We start from the raw sequence: 15,597 nt of genomic DNA, 5'->3' as shown, positions 1-15,597 counted from the left end.
TATTATGCAAGACCGTATTATCAGTGGTTCTGAAAAACCAGAAGATCATTTTGATCGTGCCATTCGACCAACATCATTAGATGATTATATTGGTCAACCTGTTGTGCGTGAGCAGATGGAAATTTTTATTGGTGCAGCTCGTGGACGTGGTGAAGCTTTAGACCATACCTTGATTTTTGGTCCCCCGGGTTTAGGTAAAACCACACTTGCCAATATTATCGCGCGTGAAATGGGTGGCAATCTCAAATCCACCTCAGGTCCTGTGTTAGAGCGCGCTGGTGATTTGGCAGCAATGCTCACTAACTTAGAAGAAGGTGACGTTTTATTTATTGATGAGATTCACCGTCTCTCTCCAGTGATCGAGGAAATCCTTTATCCTGCAATGGAAGATTACCAACTGGATATTATGATTGGTGAAGGCCCTGCTGCGCGTTCAATTAAGTTAGATTTACCGCCATTCACTTTAGTCGCTGCGACTACTCGTGCCGGTTTATTGACCTCTCCGCTTCGAGATCGTTTTGGTATCGTCCAGCGATTAGAGTTTTATTCAGTTGAAGATTTGACCCATATCGTGACTCGTTCTGCAAATCTGATGGATGTTCCAATCACTGAAGCTGGTTCGAAGGAAGTGGCTCGTCGTTCTCGTGGTACGCCTCGTATCGCAAACCGTTTACTGCGTCGTGTACGTGACTATGCTCAAGTGAAAGGTACAGGTGAGGTCACACAAGAAATGGCGCAACGTGCGCTTGATATGTTGAATGTGGACAAGGATGGTTTAGATACACTCGACCGCCGTTATTTATCCATGTTATTAGAACGTTTTGATGGTGGTCCTGCAGGTGTTGAAGCTCTAGCAGCGGCAATGGCAGAAGATTCAGGCACGCTGGAAGATGTGATTGAACCTTACTTGATTCAGCAAGGTTATGTGATGCGTACCGCACGTGGTCGTATTGCAACAAATCAGGCGTATTTGCAGTTTGGGATGACACCACCTGAACCGAAAGAGAAGTGATTTATAAAAAGCAGCTTAGGCTGCTTTTTTTAATTCGGCTTTAATTAATTTGCTAATCTGTCTACTTAACTCATTTAGCAGCAAGTAAATTGTAATATTATCTTCACCTAAATTCTTTTTAAGCTCACTTCCTATATTTTGAAATTCCCTATGTTCTAACAGATCACTAAGTGTTATGTCCTCTTTTTTCAACCATGACTCTGATTTAGGCTCATCTAATAAAATTTCTAAATATCTCCATAATAAGTTAAAAAACAGTCTATTTTTTACTTCTAAATTGGTGATTGAACGTCCTTTATTCAATAAAAATAACTCTAAGACATGATAATCTTGTAAAACTTGATTTGAGATATCTCTTAACTCTTGATATATCTGCCCCACATGTGTAGTTCGATCCAATTTTTCCTTTTCACTAATAGAACCGTAAAATACCCCAAAGTCTCTTAGTTTTATAATAAGATTTGCTTGTCCACTAATGAATTTCGAAGCATATTGAATAAAATTTTGAGTTATAACTTGTTTGTTTTTAAATACTAATTCTTTTTCAAAATGATCTTTTTGACTCTCTATTAACTCTCTGTTCGCTTTTATCTGTTGCTTTGTGGACATATATACAATGAATGCTGTCACGATAAATGATAATCCAGTAATCCAAATCGCTGTCGTATCAGTTGAATGTTTTATATCGAGTGGAATTTTCTTTGTTTCAGGGTCAACCTGAATTTGTGTCATTAATAACGGCTGCTGTGGAACAGTCCACGGCAGTTGAATCATGACATCTTGATTATGCTTTAGTTCTTCTTCAACACTCATTAACTCCCCCACAACTATTAAAATAATTATTCAAAATGAATAGTTTACAAATAATAACAACTTTAAATCTATGGATAAAGCATTAAAAATCAATGCTTCATGGTCACTATACTTTTCATGTATTTCGATATACCTGTTAAGTTTTGCAACCATCAGAAGTGAATGAGAAGCTCATAAAACTTTAGGATTTTTAGGACATTGAGTTCATGATATCACTTAGGCTAATTTCTGCTTGTACTATCTTGTCCCTTTCTTCAACCTTGAGTTTTGCAGATTGGGTTGATGACGGTGTGAACGCGGTTGAACAACATACCATCAAATTAAGACAGCACATTCACCAACATCCCGAACTCGGCAATATGGAATTTAAAACCTCGGCTCTGGTTCAAAAAGAATTAAAAAAATATGGAATTGAAGTCCGCACAGGCTATGCCAAAACAGGTGTAATCGGAATTCTTAAAGGTGCAAAACCTGGCCCAGTGATGGCATTACGTGCAGATATGGATGCATTACCTATCGAGGAAAAAACAGGACTTTCTTTTGCGAGTAAGGCAAAGGCAATCTATCAAGGTAAAGAAACGCCAGTGATGCATGCCTGTGGACATGATGCTCACACAGCAATGTTACTCGGCGCTGCAAAAGTACTTTCGGAAAATAAAGATAAAATTGCAGGTACTGTTGTGTTTGTCTTCCAACCAGCTGAAGAAGGTGGAGCAGATATTGATAACTTTAGCCATGGCGATCAAATTGGTTCACGTAAGATGATTGCAGATGGGGCTTTAAAAAATCCTAAGCCTGAAGTGATCTTCGGTATGCATGTTATGGCAGGTATGCCAAGTGGTCATATTTTTTATAAAGATGGCACTATTTTAAACAGTGCAGATCACTTGCGCATTCAGGTCAGTGGAAAACAAGTTCATGGTTCTATGCCATGGCTAGGACGTGATCCCATTTATGCTTCATCTCAAATGATTAGTAATATGCAGAGTTTGATCAGCCGTCGTGCAGATTTAACCAAAGGTATGGGGGCAATCAGTATTGGCAGTATCCAAGGTGGAACGGTAGGAAATGTGATACCAGAGCAAGTCAATATGGTTGGCACGATTCGATCAAATAATGAAGAGGTCCGCCAGAATATTCTCAAGGATTTACCGAAATTGATCGAACATAATGCTCATGCAAATGACGTAAAAGCCAAAGTAGAAATTGCCGCTTATGCCCCCGTTACCAGGAACGATAAAACGCTAACTCAACTCATCGCGCCATCACTTGCGAAAGTTCACGGTGAAGATAAATTACATGTGCTTGAAAACAATGCAAGCGCAAGTGAAGACTTTGCCTATTATGGTCAACTTATGCCTTCATTGTTCATTTTCATTGGTGCAACACCTCAAGATCAAGAGATCAGTAAGGCTGCACCCAATCATAACCCTAAATTTATTGTAGATGATGCGACATTAAAAACTGGCGTTGAAAGCCACATTCGTTTTGTGATGGACTATCCGACTATTGCACAACAAGTTCAAAAAGACTGGATAAAAATACACAATAAAGTTTAAATCATTTTATGGTAAGTTGAATTAAGGAGAGTCTAGAACGATAATTCTTGACTCTTCTCAAATACATATTTTATTGAAATGCAAATTTCATTATTTCATTAAATTTCAATCGTACTTTTCATCTAATAAATGAAATGATGAAAACCACAAATCTAAAAAACAAACAAGTGATTGATTTTTTTTAAAAAATAAATATGGTACAACTATTGCAATATTCCTAATCAATTTCAAAGTAATGAAATTGACTATATTTAAAGGAATAAATTTGATGAAAAAAAACAATACTCTGTACCAGTTTGGCCCTAACGGTAAGCACCGCAATTTCTGCCTCACCTTTACTTTCGCATGACAAGTATCTGCGATTTGGTATTACCCAGATTGAAGCAGACAAACATCCTGGCCTGTTATTTAACAGTGTTGAAACCTCAATTGGTGAAAGTTATCGACCAACCCTAGCCATGGGGCTATTCCTCAGTGACAACATCAGCCTGGATTTATTAGCTGGTATCCCGCCACAACATAATTTTTATGGTGATGGAGTCAAACTAGGCAGCACCAAATATCTGCCACCCACCTTGAGTCTCCAGTACCATTTCAAACCCAAAGGTAATATTAATCCTTATCTAGGCATCGGTTACAATTATGTCTATTTTTATGATACTGACAGCACAGATGGTTCAGATGTTGATCTGTCCAATTCACATGGCATCGCGTTTAACGCCGGCCTAGAATATTTCATCAATAATAAAATTAGTCTAGGTTTTGATTATCGTTATGTCAAAGTAGACAGCGATGTGAAAATCAATGGTGCGGATGCAGGTAATCTCAAAATTGATCCAAGTCTCTACAGCCTTACACTGGCTTATCATTTTTAAGTAATTCGGTAAAAAAAACAGCCATTTGGCTGTTTTTTTTATGTTCACCTATCAAGCAATTAGATATGTTTAAATAGTGCTGAACGTGATTGATCCGATGCGCCATCGGCCGCACTGAGAAAGCGTTCTGTATGAATATCTCTTTCAAACAGACGACTTTGCATTAGCGTGGAAATCGCAGCGTCAATCATGAGTGGTGGACCGCACAAATAAGCTTTATGACCAGAACATTTATTTTCAAAATATTCAGCTACTGCCTCATGCACAAATCCTGTAAAACCAGTCCACTGATCTTCAGTTTTAGGCGCATTTAAAGCTGGAATATACCGAAAATTAGGATATTTTTTTACCCAGTTTTCGAATATTTCACGGTTATATAGCTCTGCCACATCACGTGCACCTTGGAACAAATAGATTGTGCGTGGATCACCCAGTTCTAGTAAATCCTGAATCATCGATTGAGGACTAGATAAGCCCGAACCGCCTGCAATAAATATTACGTCTTGAGGATCAGACTTACGTACGAAGAATTGTCCATATGGCCCTGAAATATCAAGTTTATCGCCCGTCTTTAATGATTCATGGACATAAGTAGTCGCTGTGCCACCCGGTACTTGGCGGATATGTAATTCAACAATACCTTCCTCACTTGGGGAATTGGCGATCGAAAAGGCGCGTGTACCTTCAATTCCAGGGAATTGTATATTGATATATTGCCCAGCTTGGAATTGCATTGGACGGTCTAAAGCTAGACGTACACCCTTAATTGTCGGTGAGAGATCTTTGATTTCAATCACTTCTGTCTGAAAATCCTCAACCAGATAGCCAAGGAAGTCTTCATCTTCATCCACATCCGCTTCAATGACCATATCTGATTCTGGTTTGCAGCAACATGCGAGAACTTTATTTTCTTCACGCTCAATGTCCATTAATGCAAATGGAGATGCTTCACCGACATCATAGTATCCGTCGGTTACTTGTACCTTACAGGTACCACAGGTGCCATGACCACAGGCAAATGGAAGCCATACACCCTGCCGTAAAGCTGCATCCAAGATGGTTTGATCTTCTTCTACTTCGATGATGGTTCCAATCGGTTCAATCGTGACTTGATAACTCATTTCATCGCTCCTTAAACATGACGATGCTGGTAGCCATCCAGCCCAGGTGTTACGAAGCGCAATAGTGATTTATGTCTGATATTTTGGCTCGCCAGACTTTGGTCCAGCTGTGGCTGGAATGGTTGACCGTCCAACAAATATTCGACTTTTGACCAATCAATCTCCTCAAACTCAGGATGTTGGTGAAATCCACCTTTAATTTGCTGATCGATTAAATCTTGAAAGCTTTGCTGTGGTGATGCCAACATGGCATGCGCCGCACAATATAAGGTGTGATGATCCCATCCCACATAAATCAGAATGTTGTCGCCATAATGTTTTTGTAGATCACGAGGTTCAAAATCATATTGGTTGTTAATTGCTTTTACTGGCATATCCCTAAACTCCTAAATTCCATGATGAAGGTGGATAGCCCTTTGATGGACTATCCAAACATTCGACTTAAGCCACACCTTTCCATTTCTTCCAACGTGCTTGATCTGGAGAACCTTCGATATCTAAATTATCGGCACCGACATTAAAGCGGTAATATTCGCGCAACATCACTTCCAGATCAGGGCCACCACAATTACCTTGCAAAATTTGATTCACGGGTAACCACGCTTGAACATACTTTTCCGGTTCACGTTCGAAAATATCATGGCACCCATCAGAACAAGTGTGATAACGCTCGCCTTTATAGACACTGCTGCGGTAACTGAACATGGTCTGATCGCCATCCATTTCAGTAAAGGTCATCGGTACCTGACAGATTTGGCACAGCTGTGGCAAGCCTGCACTATAGAAACGTTTACCTTCTGCTTCCATCTTGCGTGCCAACTCCCAACGTGGACGATAATACTTGTCAAAAGTGTCTGGATATTTTTCTGATAACCAATCCATTTCTTCATCGGTTGGAATCCAAGTGTGGAAGCCAGCCGCATGTCCAAAGTTATAGAAAATCCACCATGCTTGATGCGAGACATGCTCTTTTTCTTTTTCAATGACTTCAGAATATTTCGGCATACGAATGCCGTAGCGGCTTAGATCTTTAAAGAGCGCACCACCCGCTTCTTCAAAATAAGTTTCCCATGCTTCTTTCCATGACATAACTTTGTTTGGCAGCATGTAATCCATCATCATGCCGACAATTGATAGTAATCGAGTGCCACGCCAGAACCATTTATCAATCCACTCCTGTACGATCGGCACGTTGTCTTCATGCTGTTCCAGTAGGAATTTGACAATTTCCAATCCTAGTGTCATATGACGCGCTTCATCTGACTGCGCGCTAAAGCCGAATGTGACGGTTGCCATATCGCCGTTATGGGCAGCACCAGACATGAAGGGTACAAACAGCAAGTTGGTCAACACATATTCAAAGGCAAAACTTATAGCCAGTAAGAATTCAAATGGGCCTGCAGAACGCGCATCTTCAAAGAATGATTTAGGTACAGATAAATACCAAACGCGGTCATGCATGTGTGACCAATCTTGGAAGCCATCAAAGAATTTGTTGTAATGGCTCATCGCATGAATCTGCGTTTGCACATGACGCAATTCATCAATGGACTGCATTTGGGACGCAATACGTGCACCAACACCACTGAACTGACGTCCTACATGGGCATAACCTTGGAAGGCTTGATATTCCAATGGCGTTACAGCAGTTAAAAACAGTTTAATGGCATTTAAATAGCGTTCGTTGGTGACATTCAACTGACCATTATTTTGTGCAAAAGCATCAAAAATTGCGTACAGCTTTTTCTCTTTTTCCGCTTGATATTTCCAGTAGGCATCCATGGTCAGACGGAATGGATCTTCCCATTTCGACCAATCCGTAATTTTAATGCCTTCAAATTCTTCATAAGGAAATGCTTCTTTACGGTCTGCATAGGAAAATTCCCAGTCCAGATCACGCGTGAGTGCACGGTAACGGTCTTTGGCATTCAGTTTTTTGCCAATTGCATTAATTTTAGAATTCATACCTAAGGTCCTTTATTCTTTTGATATACCGCTTCAATGCGGCACATTGACGCTTACTTTTTTTTAATTCCAGTGTAGACGGAACGTATCGTCATCTTCTTCAACATTACCGCCCAACGTGATCATATTGAGCTGCAAAGATTGAATATCCCATTCTTGGCCCAATTTTTCCGAAACCGTTTCCGCACGAACAATCAGCCCTTTCTCACTTTCTACGCGAATCATGGCAGGTAAATACTGAATGGTGGCGTCAGGATTATCTTCTTCAATCGCTTCAATGATGTAACGTGAGGTATCGTTATCTTGTAATGCCAAATACACTTTAGACATGCTGCTTCTCCTTAAGCCTGTGCCACTTGTTCGAGATCTATTCCAATTTTTTTACTGCGCTCCAGCAGTTTTTTTTCAGCGAGTTCAATGGCACCTGCAGATAATGCTTGTTGTGCCCAAGGTGTAAATGCCGCTTTGACTTCGGGTAGGTATTCCGCCAGCCATTGACTTAACAATTGCTTATTTTCAATTGATTCTGCTGTCGCTGTTTTAAGTACGCTGTCTGACCATTTGCGCAGATCTGTTAAGGCTTCTTGCATAAACTCGGTGAGCATTGCCAAATCACGAGCTTGGTGATCTGCTAACCATTGATCAAATTGGGTATAGACCAGTTCAGACATAAAACTATCTATCACTAGGTTTTGTAATAAAAACAGCTTGAAATAGTCTTGTTCTGTCAGACTTTGTTCACATAGCTTGCGTAAACCTTGCCAAGCTGTATCGTTCATCCATGCCTGTTTTGCAGGTATTAACGACTCCCCCGTTCCACCATCCAAGGCTAAACCTACACGAGAAATATATTGCGCCATGCCGAGCCGATCCATCGCCGCATAAATACATGCTTGGGTCAGTACCGTGCCATAACCATAAGCACTTCCTGACATCATGTGCAGGTTGGCGGTTTGCTCCAAATGACGGAATGGAATAAACAACGAAATCACTTTTTCACGGACTTCTTCAGAAATATGTACAGCCAGCTGACGTTTCTCAAAAAAGTTAAAATTAGCTTCGGCAGTATCTTGTAAACGGGCGCGATGTTGCACATATGTCCCATAATAAAACTGACGTGGATCCTTAAATGCATACCAGTCCTGCATCACAATAGCTGTATGCGTTTTATCATTCAGTGTTTTCTCAGGTTTCCATAATGGTCGGTAATGGAAGTTGGTTTCAGCCTGAATATCAAAACTGACTTCCTGATAGCGGGTTGCAGGTTTATTGCCAAAACGGCGTTCAATGTAGGCGTAACTCTGGCGTATTGGTTCAATACTAGATGTTTTAATTTCAAGTGACATGGCTATCTCCTTAAGCTATTTCTAAAGATCTTCTTGATCTGGGATATATCGCTGTGCATTGACTAAAGTGACTTCAGTCCCATAGCGCCATTTTTCTTCTTCCTCATCATTTCTGGTTTTCTGTGCTTCAGTCATCTCGACGACTTGATTGGTCTCACAAAACTGTATAAAAGCTTCACGAGGTAGCACCAGTTCGACAAACAGACTTGGATCGTGAATGGCGAAATCAAATTCAACAAATTTAGCATCACGGTCACCCGTCACCCGGATATATTTGGTGAGTTGTGGCATCCCTATTTGATTTGTCATGACTAAGAATCCTTCTTGCTGGACAAACTTCCTTCCACATACATATATCAATTAGTGTGCCAAATTTTTAAGATATTGATTTATATAATATTTATTGTATTTAATGTCTTTTTTTGAATTTTGATTTCATCAAATGATGAACACAATTAAAAAAATATTTATCAAATGATGAAAGACTATTTTCAACTCTTTTTTTTATAAATATCCATCTGGCATTTTCATGCACTTTATGTACAGTATGATGATATGTATAAATTTTGAGTTCGTTATTAGTACACAAGTAATGAAAAAGTGCTTCATAGGATATTGAGCACAGAATAAAATGAAGGACATTGCGCATGCAGCCATTTTTGAAGCCACAACAAGATATTCAGGACCTGATTGACCGGATTAAGTTCGATGCCGCTCATGGTCAGATTTGGTTTGAAGAAAATCGTATGTTGTTGCTACATACCGATATTTTTGGTTTTCTACGCAAAGACTTGCACGATATGCTGGGTTATGAGCCAGCCAAAAGGTTCTTTATTCGTTGTGGTTATCAGGCTGGTATGCGAGATGCCGAAGCCACTGCACAACTTCGTCCAGACCTCAATGAAACAGAGGCTTTTATGGCAGGACCACAAATGCATGGTATTCGTGGGATGGTACAGGTCGAAGTCAATACACTTCAGCTGAGCCATCGCAACCATGAGTTCTATGCCGACTTTAACTGGCGACATTCCTTTGAAGGTGAAGTTCACCTGAGCGAATTTGGTAAATCCGATGAACCTGCTTGCTGGCTACAACTTGGCTATGCTTGTGGATATAGCAGCTATGTCATGGGACAAACCATTATTTATCAGGAAACCCAATGTATTGCCCAAGGTCATGATCATTGTCGGATCATTGGTAAACCCTTAACTGAATGGGAAAATGCCGAAGAACTTGTACAATTTATGTCTCCTGACCCTATATCGGACGAAATCATTGCATTACGCGCTGAATTGAATCAGCTAAAGCACGATATTTATACTCGTGCCGAGGTCGACTACAGCATGTTTAATGCGGTCGGAGAATCTGCGGCTTACCGCAATGTCTGTGACCTCCTCAAAAAAGCGGCTGGCAGTAAAGTGGCCGTACTCCTGTCTGGGGAAACAGGTGTTGGTAAGGAGGCTTTTGCACGAGGTATTCACTATGCTAGTCCACGCAAAGATAAGCCTTTTATCGCAGTTAACTGTGCTTGTATCCCACATGACCTGATTGAAGCTGAGCTCTTTGGCGTAGAAAAGGGGGCTTTCACAGGAGCAGTCAGTCAACGAATAGGTAAATTTGAACGTGCCCATCAAGGTACGATTTTTCTGGATGAACTGGCTGAGTTATCCCCTCGTGCCCAAGCAGCCTTATTACGAATGCTGCAAGAAGGTGAATTTGAGCGTGTAGGCGATTATCAGACCCGAAAAGTCGATGTTAGAGTGGTAGCTGCTACCAATGAAGATCTAGAATTAGCTGTCAAAGAGGGTCGATTCCGTGCCGATCTGTATTTTCGCCTAAACATTTTTCCGGTACGTATTCCGCCATTACGCGAACGGCGGGAGGACATTCCCCTGCTAGTCAGTCATTTTCTTAAACGCTTTGAAAATATCTATGACAAAAAATTTAAAGGACTGAGTGACAAAGCCAAACATTTCTTTATAAATTACAATTGGCCAGGCAATATCCGTGAATTAGAGAATGTGCTGGAACGCGCAGCACTACTCACAGATGATCAACAAGAGATTAAACTACGTGATTTATTTCCCGATGTTGTAGCCGCTGAGACAAATAGCTCTCGGGAAACATTCCCTTCCAAATCATTTAATTCACAAAAAATTGCAGAACTATTTACTCCTGACTTTTCATTGGAGCATTACGAACAGCAGATTATTGTACAAGCCATGCAACAGAGTCAGAACAATGTCTCCGAAGCAGCACGTTTACTCGGCATTAGCCGGGCAACATTGGATTATCGCTTAAAGAAATATAGGGCCTTATCCTAAGGCTCTATATTTCATACCCAAACACCCTCAACTTATATTACTGCGTGCTTTTTTAACCGGTATTCCAGTGCACTTCGTGTCATATTCAAATAACGTGCAGCTTTCGACACGTTGCCGCGATACTTTTGCAAAGCTGTTTGTAAAATTGTGGCTTCGACATATTCAATATCTAGCTGTTCTGAATTGTGCATCAGATTTTCAATTAACTGATCCAGATCACTATGAGTAGCAATGCCTTTGATGCCATTCACTTTCTGCTTATGCTGGCTAACAAAGCTCTGAATTACATTATCTTCCAACATCAGGTCTTCTAAGTCCAATGGCGCATCATTGGACAATAGCACTGCCCGTTCCACAATATTTCGCAGTTCGCGGATATTCCCTGGCAACTCATAACTGTTGAAGAAAGCATAAACCCGGTCACTAAATCCGTTGAAGGTCTTCTCGTACTGCTTTTCAAAGAACCGAATATAATATTCCAGCAGTAAATTAATGTCTTCCCGACGCTCTTTCAATGATGGGATTAATACTGGATAAGTGGCAAGCCTGTAATATAAATCACTGCGGAAACGTCCTTCATCTACTGCTTTTTTCAGACTTTCATTACAAGCGACCACCAGCCTGACATTGGTCTTGCGGGTCTTGGTATCCCCCACCCGTTCAAACTCTCCAGTTTGCAAAACACGAAGCAAAGACGCCTGCGCTTTAGGGGATAGCTCGATAATTTCGTCCAGGAAAATGGTGCCCCATCTGCCCGTTCAAATTTACCAATGCGGTTTTCAGTCGCCCCGGTAAATGCGCCTTTATTACTACCAAACAATTCCGCTTCAATCAGTTGCTCTGGCAGACAGGCACAGTTAATTGCGACAAATTCTTTATCTTTACGGGCACTATTCTGATGGATACCACGCGCAAATGCTTCTTTCCCAACCCCTGTACTGCCTTGTAGCAATACCGTAATATCCGACTCTGCTGCCTTGAGCAATAACTGGCACACTCTGGCAAAGGTCTTGGATTTTCCTATGGCATCAAAGTAGCTGTTGGAAAATAATGGTTTAATAGTTTCAATGAAATATTCAGATTTCAGGCCAAAATGACGGTCCTGACCTTCATGGCTTTCAATCCGGCAACACTCATCTCCTTTGGCAACACAATGTGTTTCGACATAATGAAAGGGAGCATTTAAAAATTTTGAGGTATAACCACTGGAATAACCCGTCAACCACCAGCAGCAACAGTGTGTCGAGTAAGACCTGTTCTTAATTTGTGCATAGGCTTCATAGGAGTCATTCCATTTGAATATACCTTTAAACTTGTTCTGCTTGGGATTGAAATCCAGCGTCTCAATATCAACATTTACCATGCCACGAATCTTGGCCAGTTGAGGTCCGGCCACAAAAGCTGACAACTGATCATCTGCACGCAGTTTGAGCGCTCGCACAGCATCTTCACTACCAATTTCATAACCCCAGCGATAGATAACTTTTTTAGCTAGATCAATCCCATATTCATCAATTAAAAAATGCTTCAGTGTATACAAACTATTCGCATTAAAAAGAAGTGATCGATCTCCATCGAACCAGATTTTACCGTCCTCACTATCAAAAGAAATTTTACTAATAAAATCGCTAACCGATATATCCATATAATTTTTCATTGAGTATTACTCCATCCCTCAATTAATTTCAAATTTCCTGAACTATTTGAATATATTATTATTTTTATAAATAAGCAGACGTTTCTAGGTCAGTGTATAGATCGCCAATTTAGAAATACAGTGTCAAAGATGACAAAACTACAAAACACTACGTTTTGCTCCTTTGATTCATTCTTCAATCTCATCGAGCATATCAAGCACATATCGATAAGATTAATGCGCTTTAAATGTGAAAACCAGCCATTCACTGGCTGGTTTTGAATGGGAGTTATTTCTTTAAAAATCAAGCAATTTCCTCCCGAATCGTCTGGTGTTCAGGCACGACTGCAGATAGCCAGAAAATACCATGTACACCACCCCGAATACGCTTGATGGTGGTGGTTATACCTTGCTCGATTAAACGGAATCCATAATATTCCGCATCATCCCGCGATACTTCATATTCGGTGGTCACAATTAAAGTTTCTGGCGCAGCGGATAGATTGTCATACTGTAAAGGTGAATATTGAACAGACTGCCCATCTTGGATCTGATAATTTTTCCAGAACCAGTCCATATCCTGTTGCGAAATTAGATAACCATTTTCATCATTTCTTGAGGCAGAATCCATCTCAGGCTGTATCACTGGATATATTAAGATCTGTTTGGCAATCTTCATATCCTGTGATACAGCCCATAATGCAGATGTCGTTGCAAGATTTCCTCCTGCACTGTCACCTATGACTGAGATTTAATTCTCGTCACCGCCATATTCTTGAATATGTTGAAACACCCACTCCAATCCCTGTCTGGCATCTTCATGTGCGGCTGGAAACGGATGCTCAGGCGCCAAACGGTAATCCACAGACACCACAATATGCTGATTCATTTGCGCTAGCACATGGCAAGTTTCATCGGCTACAGCCAGCGAACCAGCGACAAAGCCACCTCCATGATAATACACCAGCACAGGGAGTGTTTTTCCTGCAAGTTCTGGCTGATAAATGCGCAGATAAGTTCCTGTGCGGTACTCAACATCGGTCGTCTTGGTTTTCACCTCGACCGGCTTTTGCATGTTTTGGAAAGATTCAACTACTGCACGCACTTCATCTACCTGACTTTGATGAAAAGGTTTCACCCCTGCTTCTTGGATCTGACCGAGTAGAGTTGCAATTTCTTGAGTAATTGGCATATGAATTCTCCTGACCGATCAAGACACTTGTTGAAGTAAAGTACTGTTAGGATCGCCTGCTTTAAAATGAAAACCCTGATAACCTTTAGCAATCATCTCATCACAAATCGCACGATACTTCGGTGCTCCACCTAAATACACCAGGCAACGGCGTGGTTTTCCCGGAATATTGGCACCCATATACCAAGAATCCGTATTTGGCAGCAGACTTGCCTGAGCCAGCTCATTGGCATGATCCACCCATTCTTCTTCCGCTTGAGCATCTGCATCAACTTCAAGTAACTGATGATCAATCATGTGTTGGATAATGCCTGTCGCAAGGTCAACATGATCTTCAATCGCTAAAGGCATGTTATATAGCACCGAAGGACTTTGTGGACCTGTCACAAAAAATAAATTCGGGAATCCACTCACGGTATGCCCCAAATAGGTACGTGGTCCTTCTTTCCATTTTTCAGTCAGTTTTTCATGGTTCTTGCCTTGGATCCCTAACGCAAATAATGGTCCAGTCATGGCATCAAAACCGGTCGCCAGAATCAAGACATCCACCTCATGCAACTGATCACCAACCACAACACCATTCTCATCAATACGGGAAATTGGAGTTTGTTTAACGTCAATTAAATGCACATTGTCCTGATTAAATACTTCGTAATATCCACTTTCCATGGGGGGTCGTTTAGTGCCATAGCAATAATCTCTCGGTACCAACAAATCTGCTACTTCTGGCTTTTTCACACGAGCATGAATTTTTTGACGAATAAACTCGGATACAGTTTCATTGGCTTTCGGATCAAACAAGATATCCTGATAACTATCAATAAACAGACGGAAACCACCACGCTGGTAACGGTCTTCATAAACTTTTAAACGTTCTTCTTCGGAAACTGCCAGTGCTGAAGGCTGTACTTCGTTATAAGGCACCCCCAGGAAATGATTGCGGGCATTATGTCGGATTAATGTATATTTGGCCTTGTTCTCGAGATCTTCCTCTGCCTGAGTAGGCCCATTACCTAATGGAGTGGAGTAGTTTGGTGTACGCTGGAACACATATAACTCACCGACTTCTTTGGCAATTTCCGTAATGAGCTGGATACCCGTAGAACCAGTGCCAATTACACTAACACGTTTGCCTTTCAAGCTGATTGGTTGTTTTGGCCAGTTGCCGGTAATCAGTGTTGGACCTTTAAAGTTTTCTACACCTGGGAATTCCGGTTTTTTCGGCACGGACAATGTCCCTACACCAGAAATAAAGAAACGAGATTTAATGACTTCACCCTGATTGGTCGTTACTGTCCAATTTTTTTCTTGTTCATTCCAGACCACAGACGTGACTTTGGTATTGAAGGTGATGTACTTTCTCAGGTCAAAGCGATCTGCCATATGATTGAGATATCGTAGAATTTCTGGCTGGGCTGCAAATTTCTCACTCCAGGTCCATTCTTGCTGTAATTTTTCATCAAATGAATAGGAATAATGCACACTATCAATATCACAACGTGCACCGGGATAATTATTCCAGTACCAAGTTCCACCGACATCCGGTGCACTTTCAAAAACGCGTACTGGAACTTTCATCTGATCACGCAGTTTGAATAAGGCATAAAGTCCAGTAAACCCTGCACCAACGACCGTCACTAAGGTGTCCACACCTTTTGTTAAAATACTTAAATTATCCATGAAACGTCTCCAGTGTTCTTAAATTATCCTTATGCTTAAATGTCCTATCTAAGCCACCAGATACTTCGCAAGGA

13 protein-coding genes and 2 pseudogenes are annotated in these 15,597 nt (G+C 40.9%); 4 read left to right on the top strand and 11 right to left on the bottom strand.

Annotation, left to right across the window (positions count from 1 at the left end; all coding sequences use genetic code 11):
• Nucleotides 1-4 precede the first annotated feature (4 nt).
• Nucleotides 5-1,012: a Holliday junction branch migration DNA helicase RuvB gene (gene ruvB, locus AC1M9D_RS05725; RefSeq protein WP_035265728.1), complete on the top strand. Its 1,008-nt coding sequence runs from the start codon at nt 5-7 to the stop codon at nt 1,010-1,012.
• A gap of 15 nt (nt 1,013-1,027) precedes the next feature.
• On the opposite strand, the gene AC1M9D_RS05720 is transcribed toward ruvB, so the two are convergent.
• The gene (locus AC1M9D_RS05720) at nt 1,028-1,825 is read right to left on the bottom strand and encodes a hypothetical protein (RefSeq protein ID WP_092766078.1); all 798 of its coding nucleotides are present in this window, start codon (nt 1,823-1,825) and stop codon (nt 1,028-1,030) included.
• Between the two features lie 206 nt (nt 1,826-2,031).
• Between AC1M9D_RS05720 and AC1M9D_RS05715 the strand changes: the two genes are divergently transcribed.
• Complete coding sequence (locus AC1M9D_RS05715) at nt 2,032-3,384, top strand: amidohydrolase (RefSeq protein WP_481611693.1); 1,353 nt, start codon at nt 2,032-2,034, stop codon at nt 3,382-3,384.
• 296 nt (nt 3,385-3,680) lie between these two features.
• Nucleotides 3,681-4,259, top strand: a complete 579-nt coding sequence (locus tag AC1M9D_RS05710; protein ID WP_481611692.1) for an OmpW/AlkL family protein — start codon at nt 3,681-3,683, stop codon at nt 4,257-4,259.
• 59 nt (nt 4,260-4,318) lie between these two features.
• Here the strand turns inward: AC1M9D_RS05710 and AC1M9D_RS05705 are convergent, their stop codons facing one another.
• The 6 genes from AC1M9D_RS05705 to AC1M9D_RS05680 form a co-directional block, all read right to left on the bottom strand.
• Nucleotides 4,319-5,380, bottom strand: a complete 1,062-nt coding sequence (locus tag AC1M9D_RS05705; RefSeq protein WP_481611691.1) for a 2Fe-2S iron-sulfur cluster-binding protein — start codon at nt 5,378-5,380, stop codon at nt 4,319-4,321.
• 11 nt (nt 5,381-5,391) lie between these two features.
• On the bottom strand, nt 5,392-5,754 hold the full coding sequence (locus AC1M9D_RS05700; RefSeq protein ID WP_481611690.1) for a phenol hydroxylase subunit P4: 363 nt from the start codon (nt 5,752-5,754) through the stop codon (nt 5,392-5,394).
• A 67-nt stretch (nt 5,755-5,821) separates the two neighbouring features.
• Nucleotides 5,822-7,345: an aromatic/alkene/methane monooxygenase hydroxylase/oxygenase subunit alpha gene (locus AC1M9D_RS05695; RefSeq protein WP_179998392.1), complete on the bottom strand. Its 1,524-nt coding sequence runs from the start codon at nt 7,343-7,345 to the stop codon at nt 5,822-5,824.
• A 63-nt stretch (nt 7,346-7,408) separates the two neighbouring features.
• Nucleotides 7,409-7,675 (bottom strand): MmoB/DmpM family protein, encoded by a 267-nt coding sequence (locus tag AC1M9D_RS05690; protein WP_179998393.1) that lies wholly within the window; start codon nt 7,673-7,675, stop codon nt 7,409-7,411.
• A gap of 11 nt (nt 7,676-7,686) precedes the next feature.
• Nucleotides 7,687-8,691, bottom strand: a complete 1,005-nt coding sequence (locus AC1M9D_RS05685) for an aromatic/alkene monooxygenase hydroxylase subunit beta (protein ID WP_481611689.1) — start codon at nt 8,689-8,691, stop codon at nt 7,687-7,689.
• 21 nt (nt 8,692-8,712) lie between these two features.
• A complete protein-coding gene (locus tag AC1M9D_RS05680) occupies nt 8,713-9,000 on the bottom strand; it encodes a phenol hydroxylase subunit (protein ID WP_481611688.1) in 288 nt (95 codons plus the stop codon).
• Between the two features lie 338 nt (nt 9,001-9,338).
• On the opposite strand from AC1M9D_RS05680, the gene mobR reads away from it, so the two are divergent.
• Nucleotides 9,339-11,015 carry a phenol degradation transcriptional regulator MobR gene (mobR, locus tag AC1M9D_RS05675; protein WP_481611687.1) on the top strand — a complete coding sequence of 559 codons (1,677 nt, stop codon included), beginning with the start codon at nt 9,339-9,341 and terminating at the stop codon, nt 11,013-11,015.
• Nucleotides 11,016-11,047: 32 nt separating this feature from the next.
• Here the strand turns inward: mobR and AC1M9D_RS05670 are convergent, their stop codons facing one another.
• The 4 genes and pseudogenes from AC1M9D_RS05670 to AC1M9D_RS05655 form a co-directional block, all read right to left on the bottom strand.
• A complete protein-coding gene (locus AC1M9D_RS05670) occupies nt 11,048-11,206 on the bottom strand; it encodes a helix-turn-helix domain-containing protein (protein ID WP_481611711.1) in 159 nt (52 codons plus the stop codon).
• A gap of 165 nt (nt 11,207-11,371) precedes the next feature.
• Nucleotides 11,372-12,660, bottom strand: a pseudogene (locus tag AC1M9D_RS05665) (sigma 54-interacting transcriptional regulator); the annotation flags it as partial.
• Nucleotides 12,661-12,955: 295 nt separating this feature from the next.
• Nucleotides 12,956-13,726, bottom strand: a pseudogene (locus AC1M9D_RS05660) (alpha/beta hydrolase).
• Between the two features lie 135 nt (nt 13,727-13,861).
• Nucleotides 13,862-15,523, bottom strand: coding sequence for a flavin-containing monooxygenase (locus AC1M9D_RS05655; protein ID WP_481611686.1), 1,662 nt, complete (start codon nt 15,521-15,523; stop codon nt 13,862-13,864).
• Nucleotides 15,524-15,597 lie beyond the last annotated feature (74 nt).

The organism is Acinetobacter sp. ANC_7682, from assembly GCF_056779795.1.
Note: the sequence above shows the minus strand (reverse complement) of the source record. Positions and strands in the feature narration are given on the sequence as shown.

Bases quoted from the DNA above. Each gene is read 5' to 3' on its own strand.
- ruvB (WP_035265728.1), top strand. From the start codon at position 5: ATGCAAGACCGTATTATCAGTGGTTCTGAAAAACCAGAAGATCATTTT.
- AC1M9D_RS05720 (WP_092766078.1), bottom strand. From the start codon at position 1,825: ATGAGTGTTGAAGAAGAACTAAAGCATAATCAAGATGTCATGATTCAA.
- AC1M9D_RS05715 (WP_481611693.1), top strand. From the start codon at position 2,032: ATGATATCACTTAGGCTAATTTCTGCTTGTACTATCTTGTCCCTTTCT.
- AC1M9D_RS05705 (WP_481611691.1), bottom strand. From the start codon at position 5,380: ATGAGTTATCAAGTCACGATTGAACCGATTGGAACCATCATCGAAGTA.
- AC1M9D_RS05700 (WP_481611690.1), bottom strand. From the start codon at position 5,754: ATGCCAGTAAAAGCAATTAACAACCAATATGATTTTGAACCTCGTGAT.
- AC1M9D_RS05695 (WP_179998392.1), bottom strand. From the start codon at position 7,345: ATGAATTCTAAAATTAATGCAATTGGCAAAAAACTGAATGCCAAAGAC.
- AC1M9D_RS05690 (WP_179998393.1), bottom strand. From the start codon at position 7,675: ATGTCTAAAGTGTATTTGGCATTACAAGATAACGATACCTCACGTTAC.
- AC1M9D_RS05685 (WP_481611689.1), bottom strand. From the start codon at position 8,691: ATGTCACTTGAAATTAAAACATCTAGTATTGAACCAATACGCCAGAGT.
- AC1M9D_RS05680 (WP_481611688.1), bottom strand. From the start codon at position 9,000: ATGACAAATCAAATAGGGATGCCACAACTCACCAAATATATCCGGGTG.
- mobR (WP_481611687.1), top strand. From the start codon at position 9,339: ATGCAGCCATTTTTGAAGCCACAACAAGATATTCAGGACCTGATTGAC.
- AC1M9D_RS05670 (WP_481611711.1), bottom strand. From the start codon at position 11,206: ATGCACAATTCAGAACAGCTAGATATTGAATATGTCGAAGCCACAATT.
- AC1M9D_RS05655 (WP_481611686.1), bottom strand. From the start codon at position 15,523: ATGGATAATTTAAGTATTTTAACAAAAGGTGTGGACACCTTAGTGACG.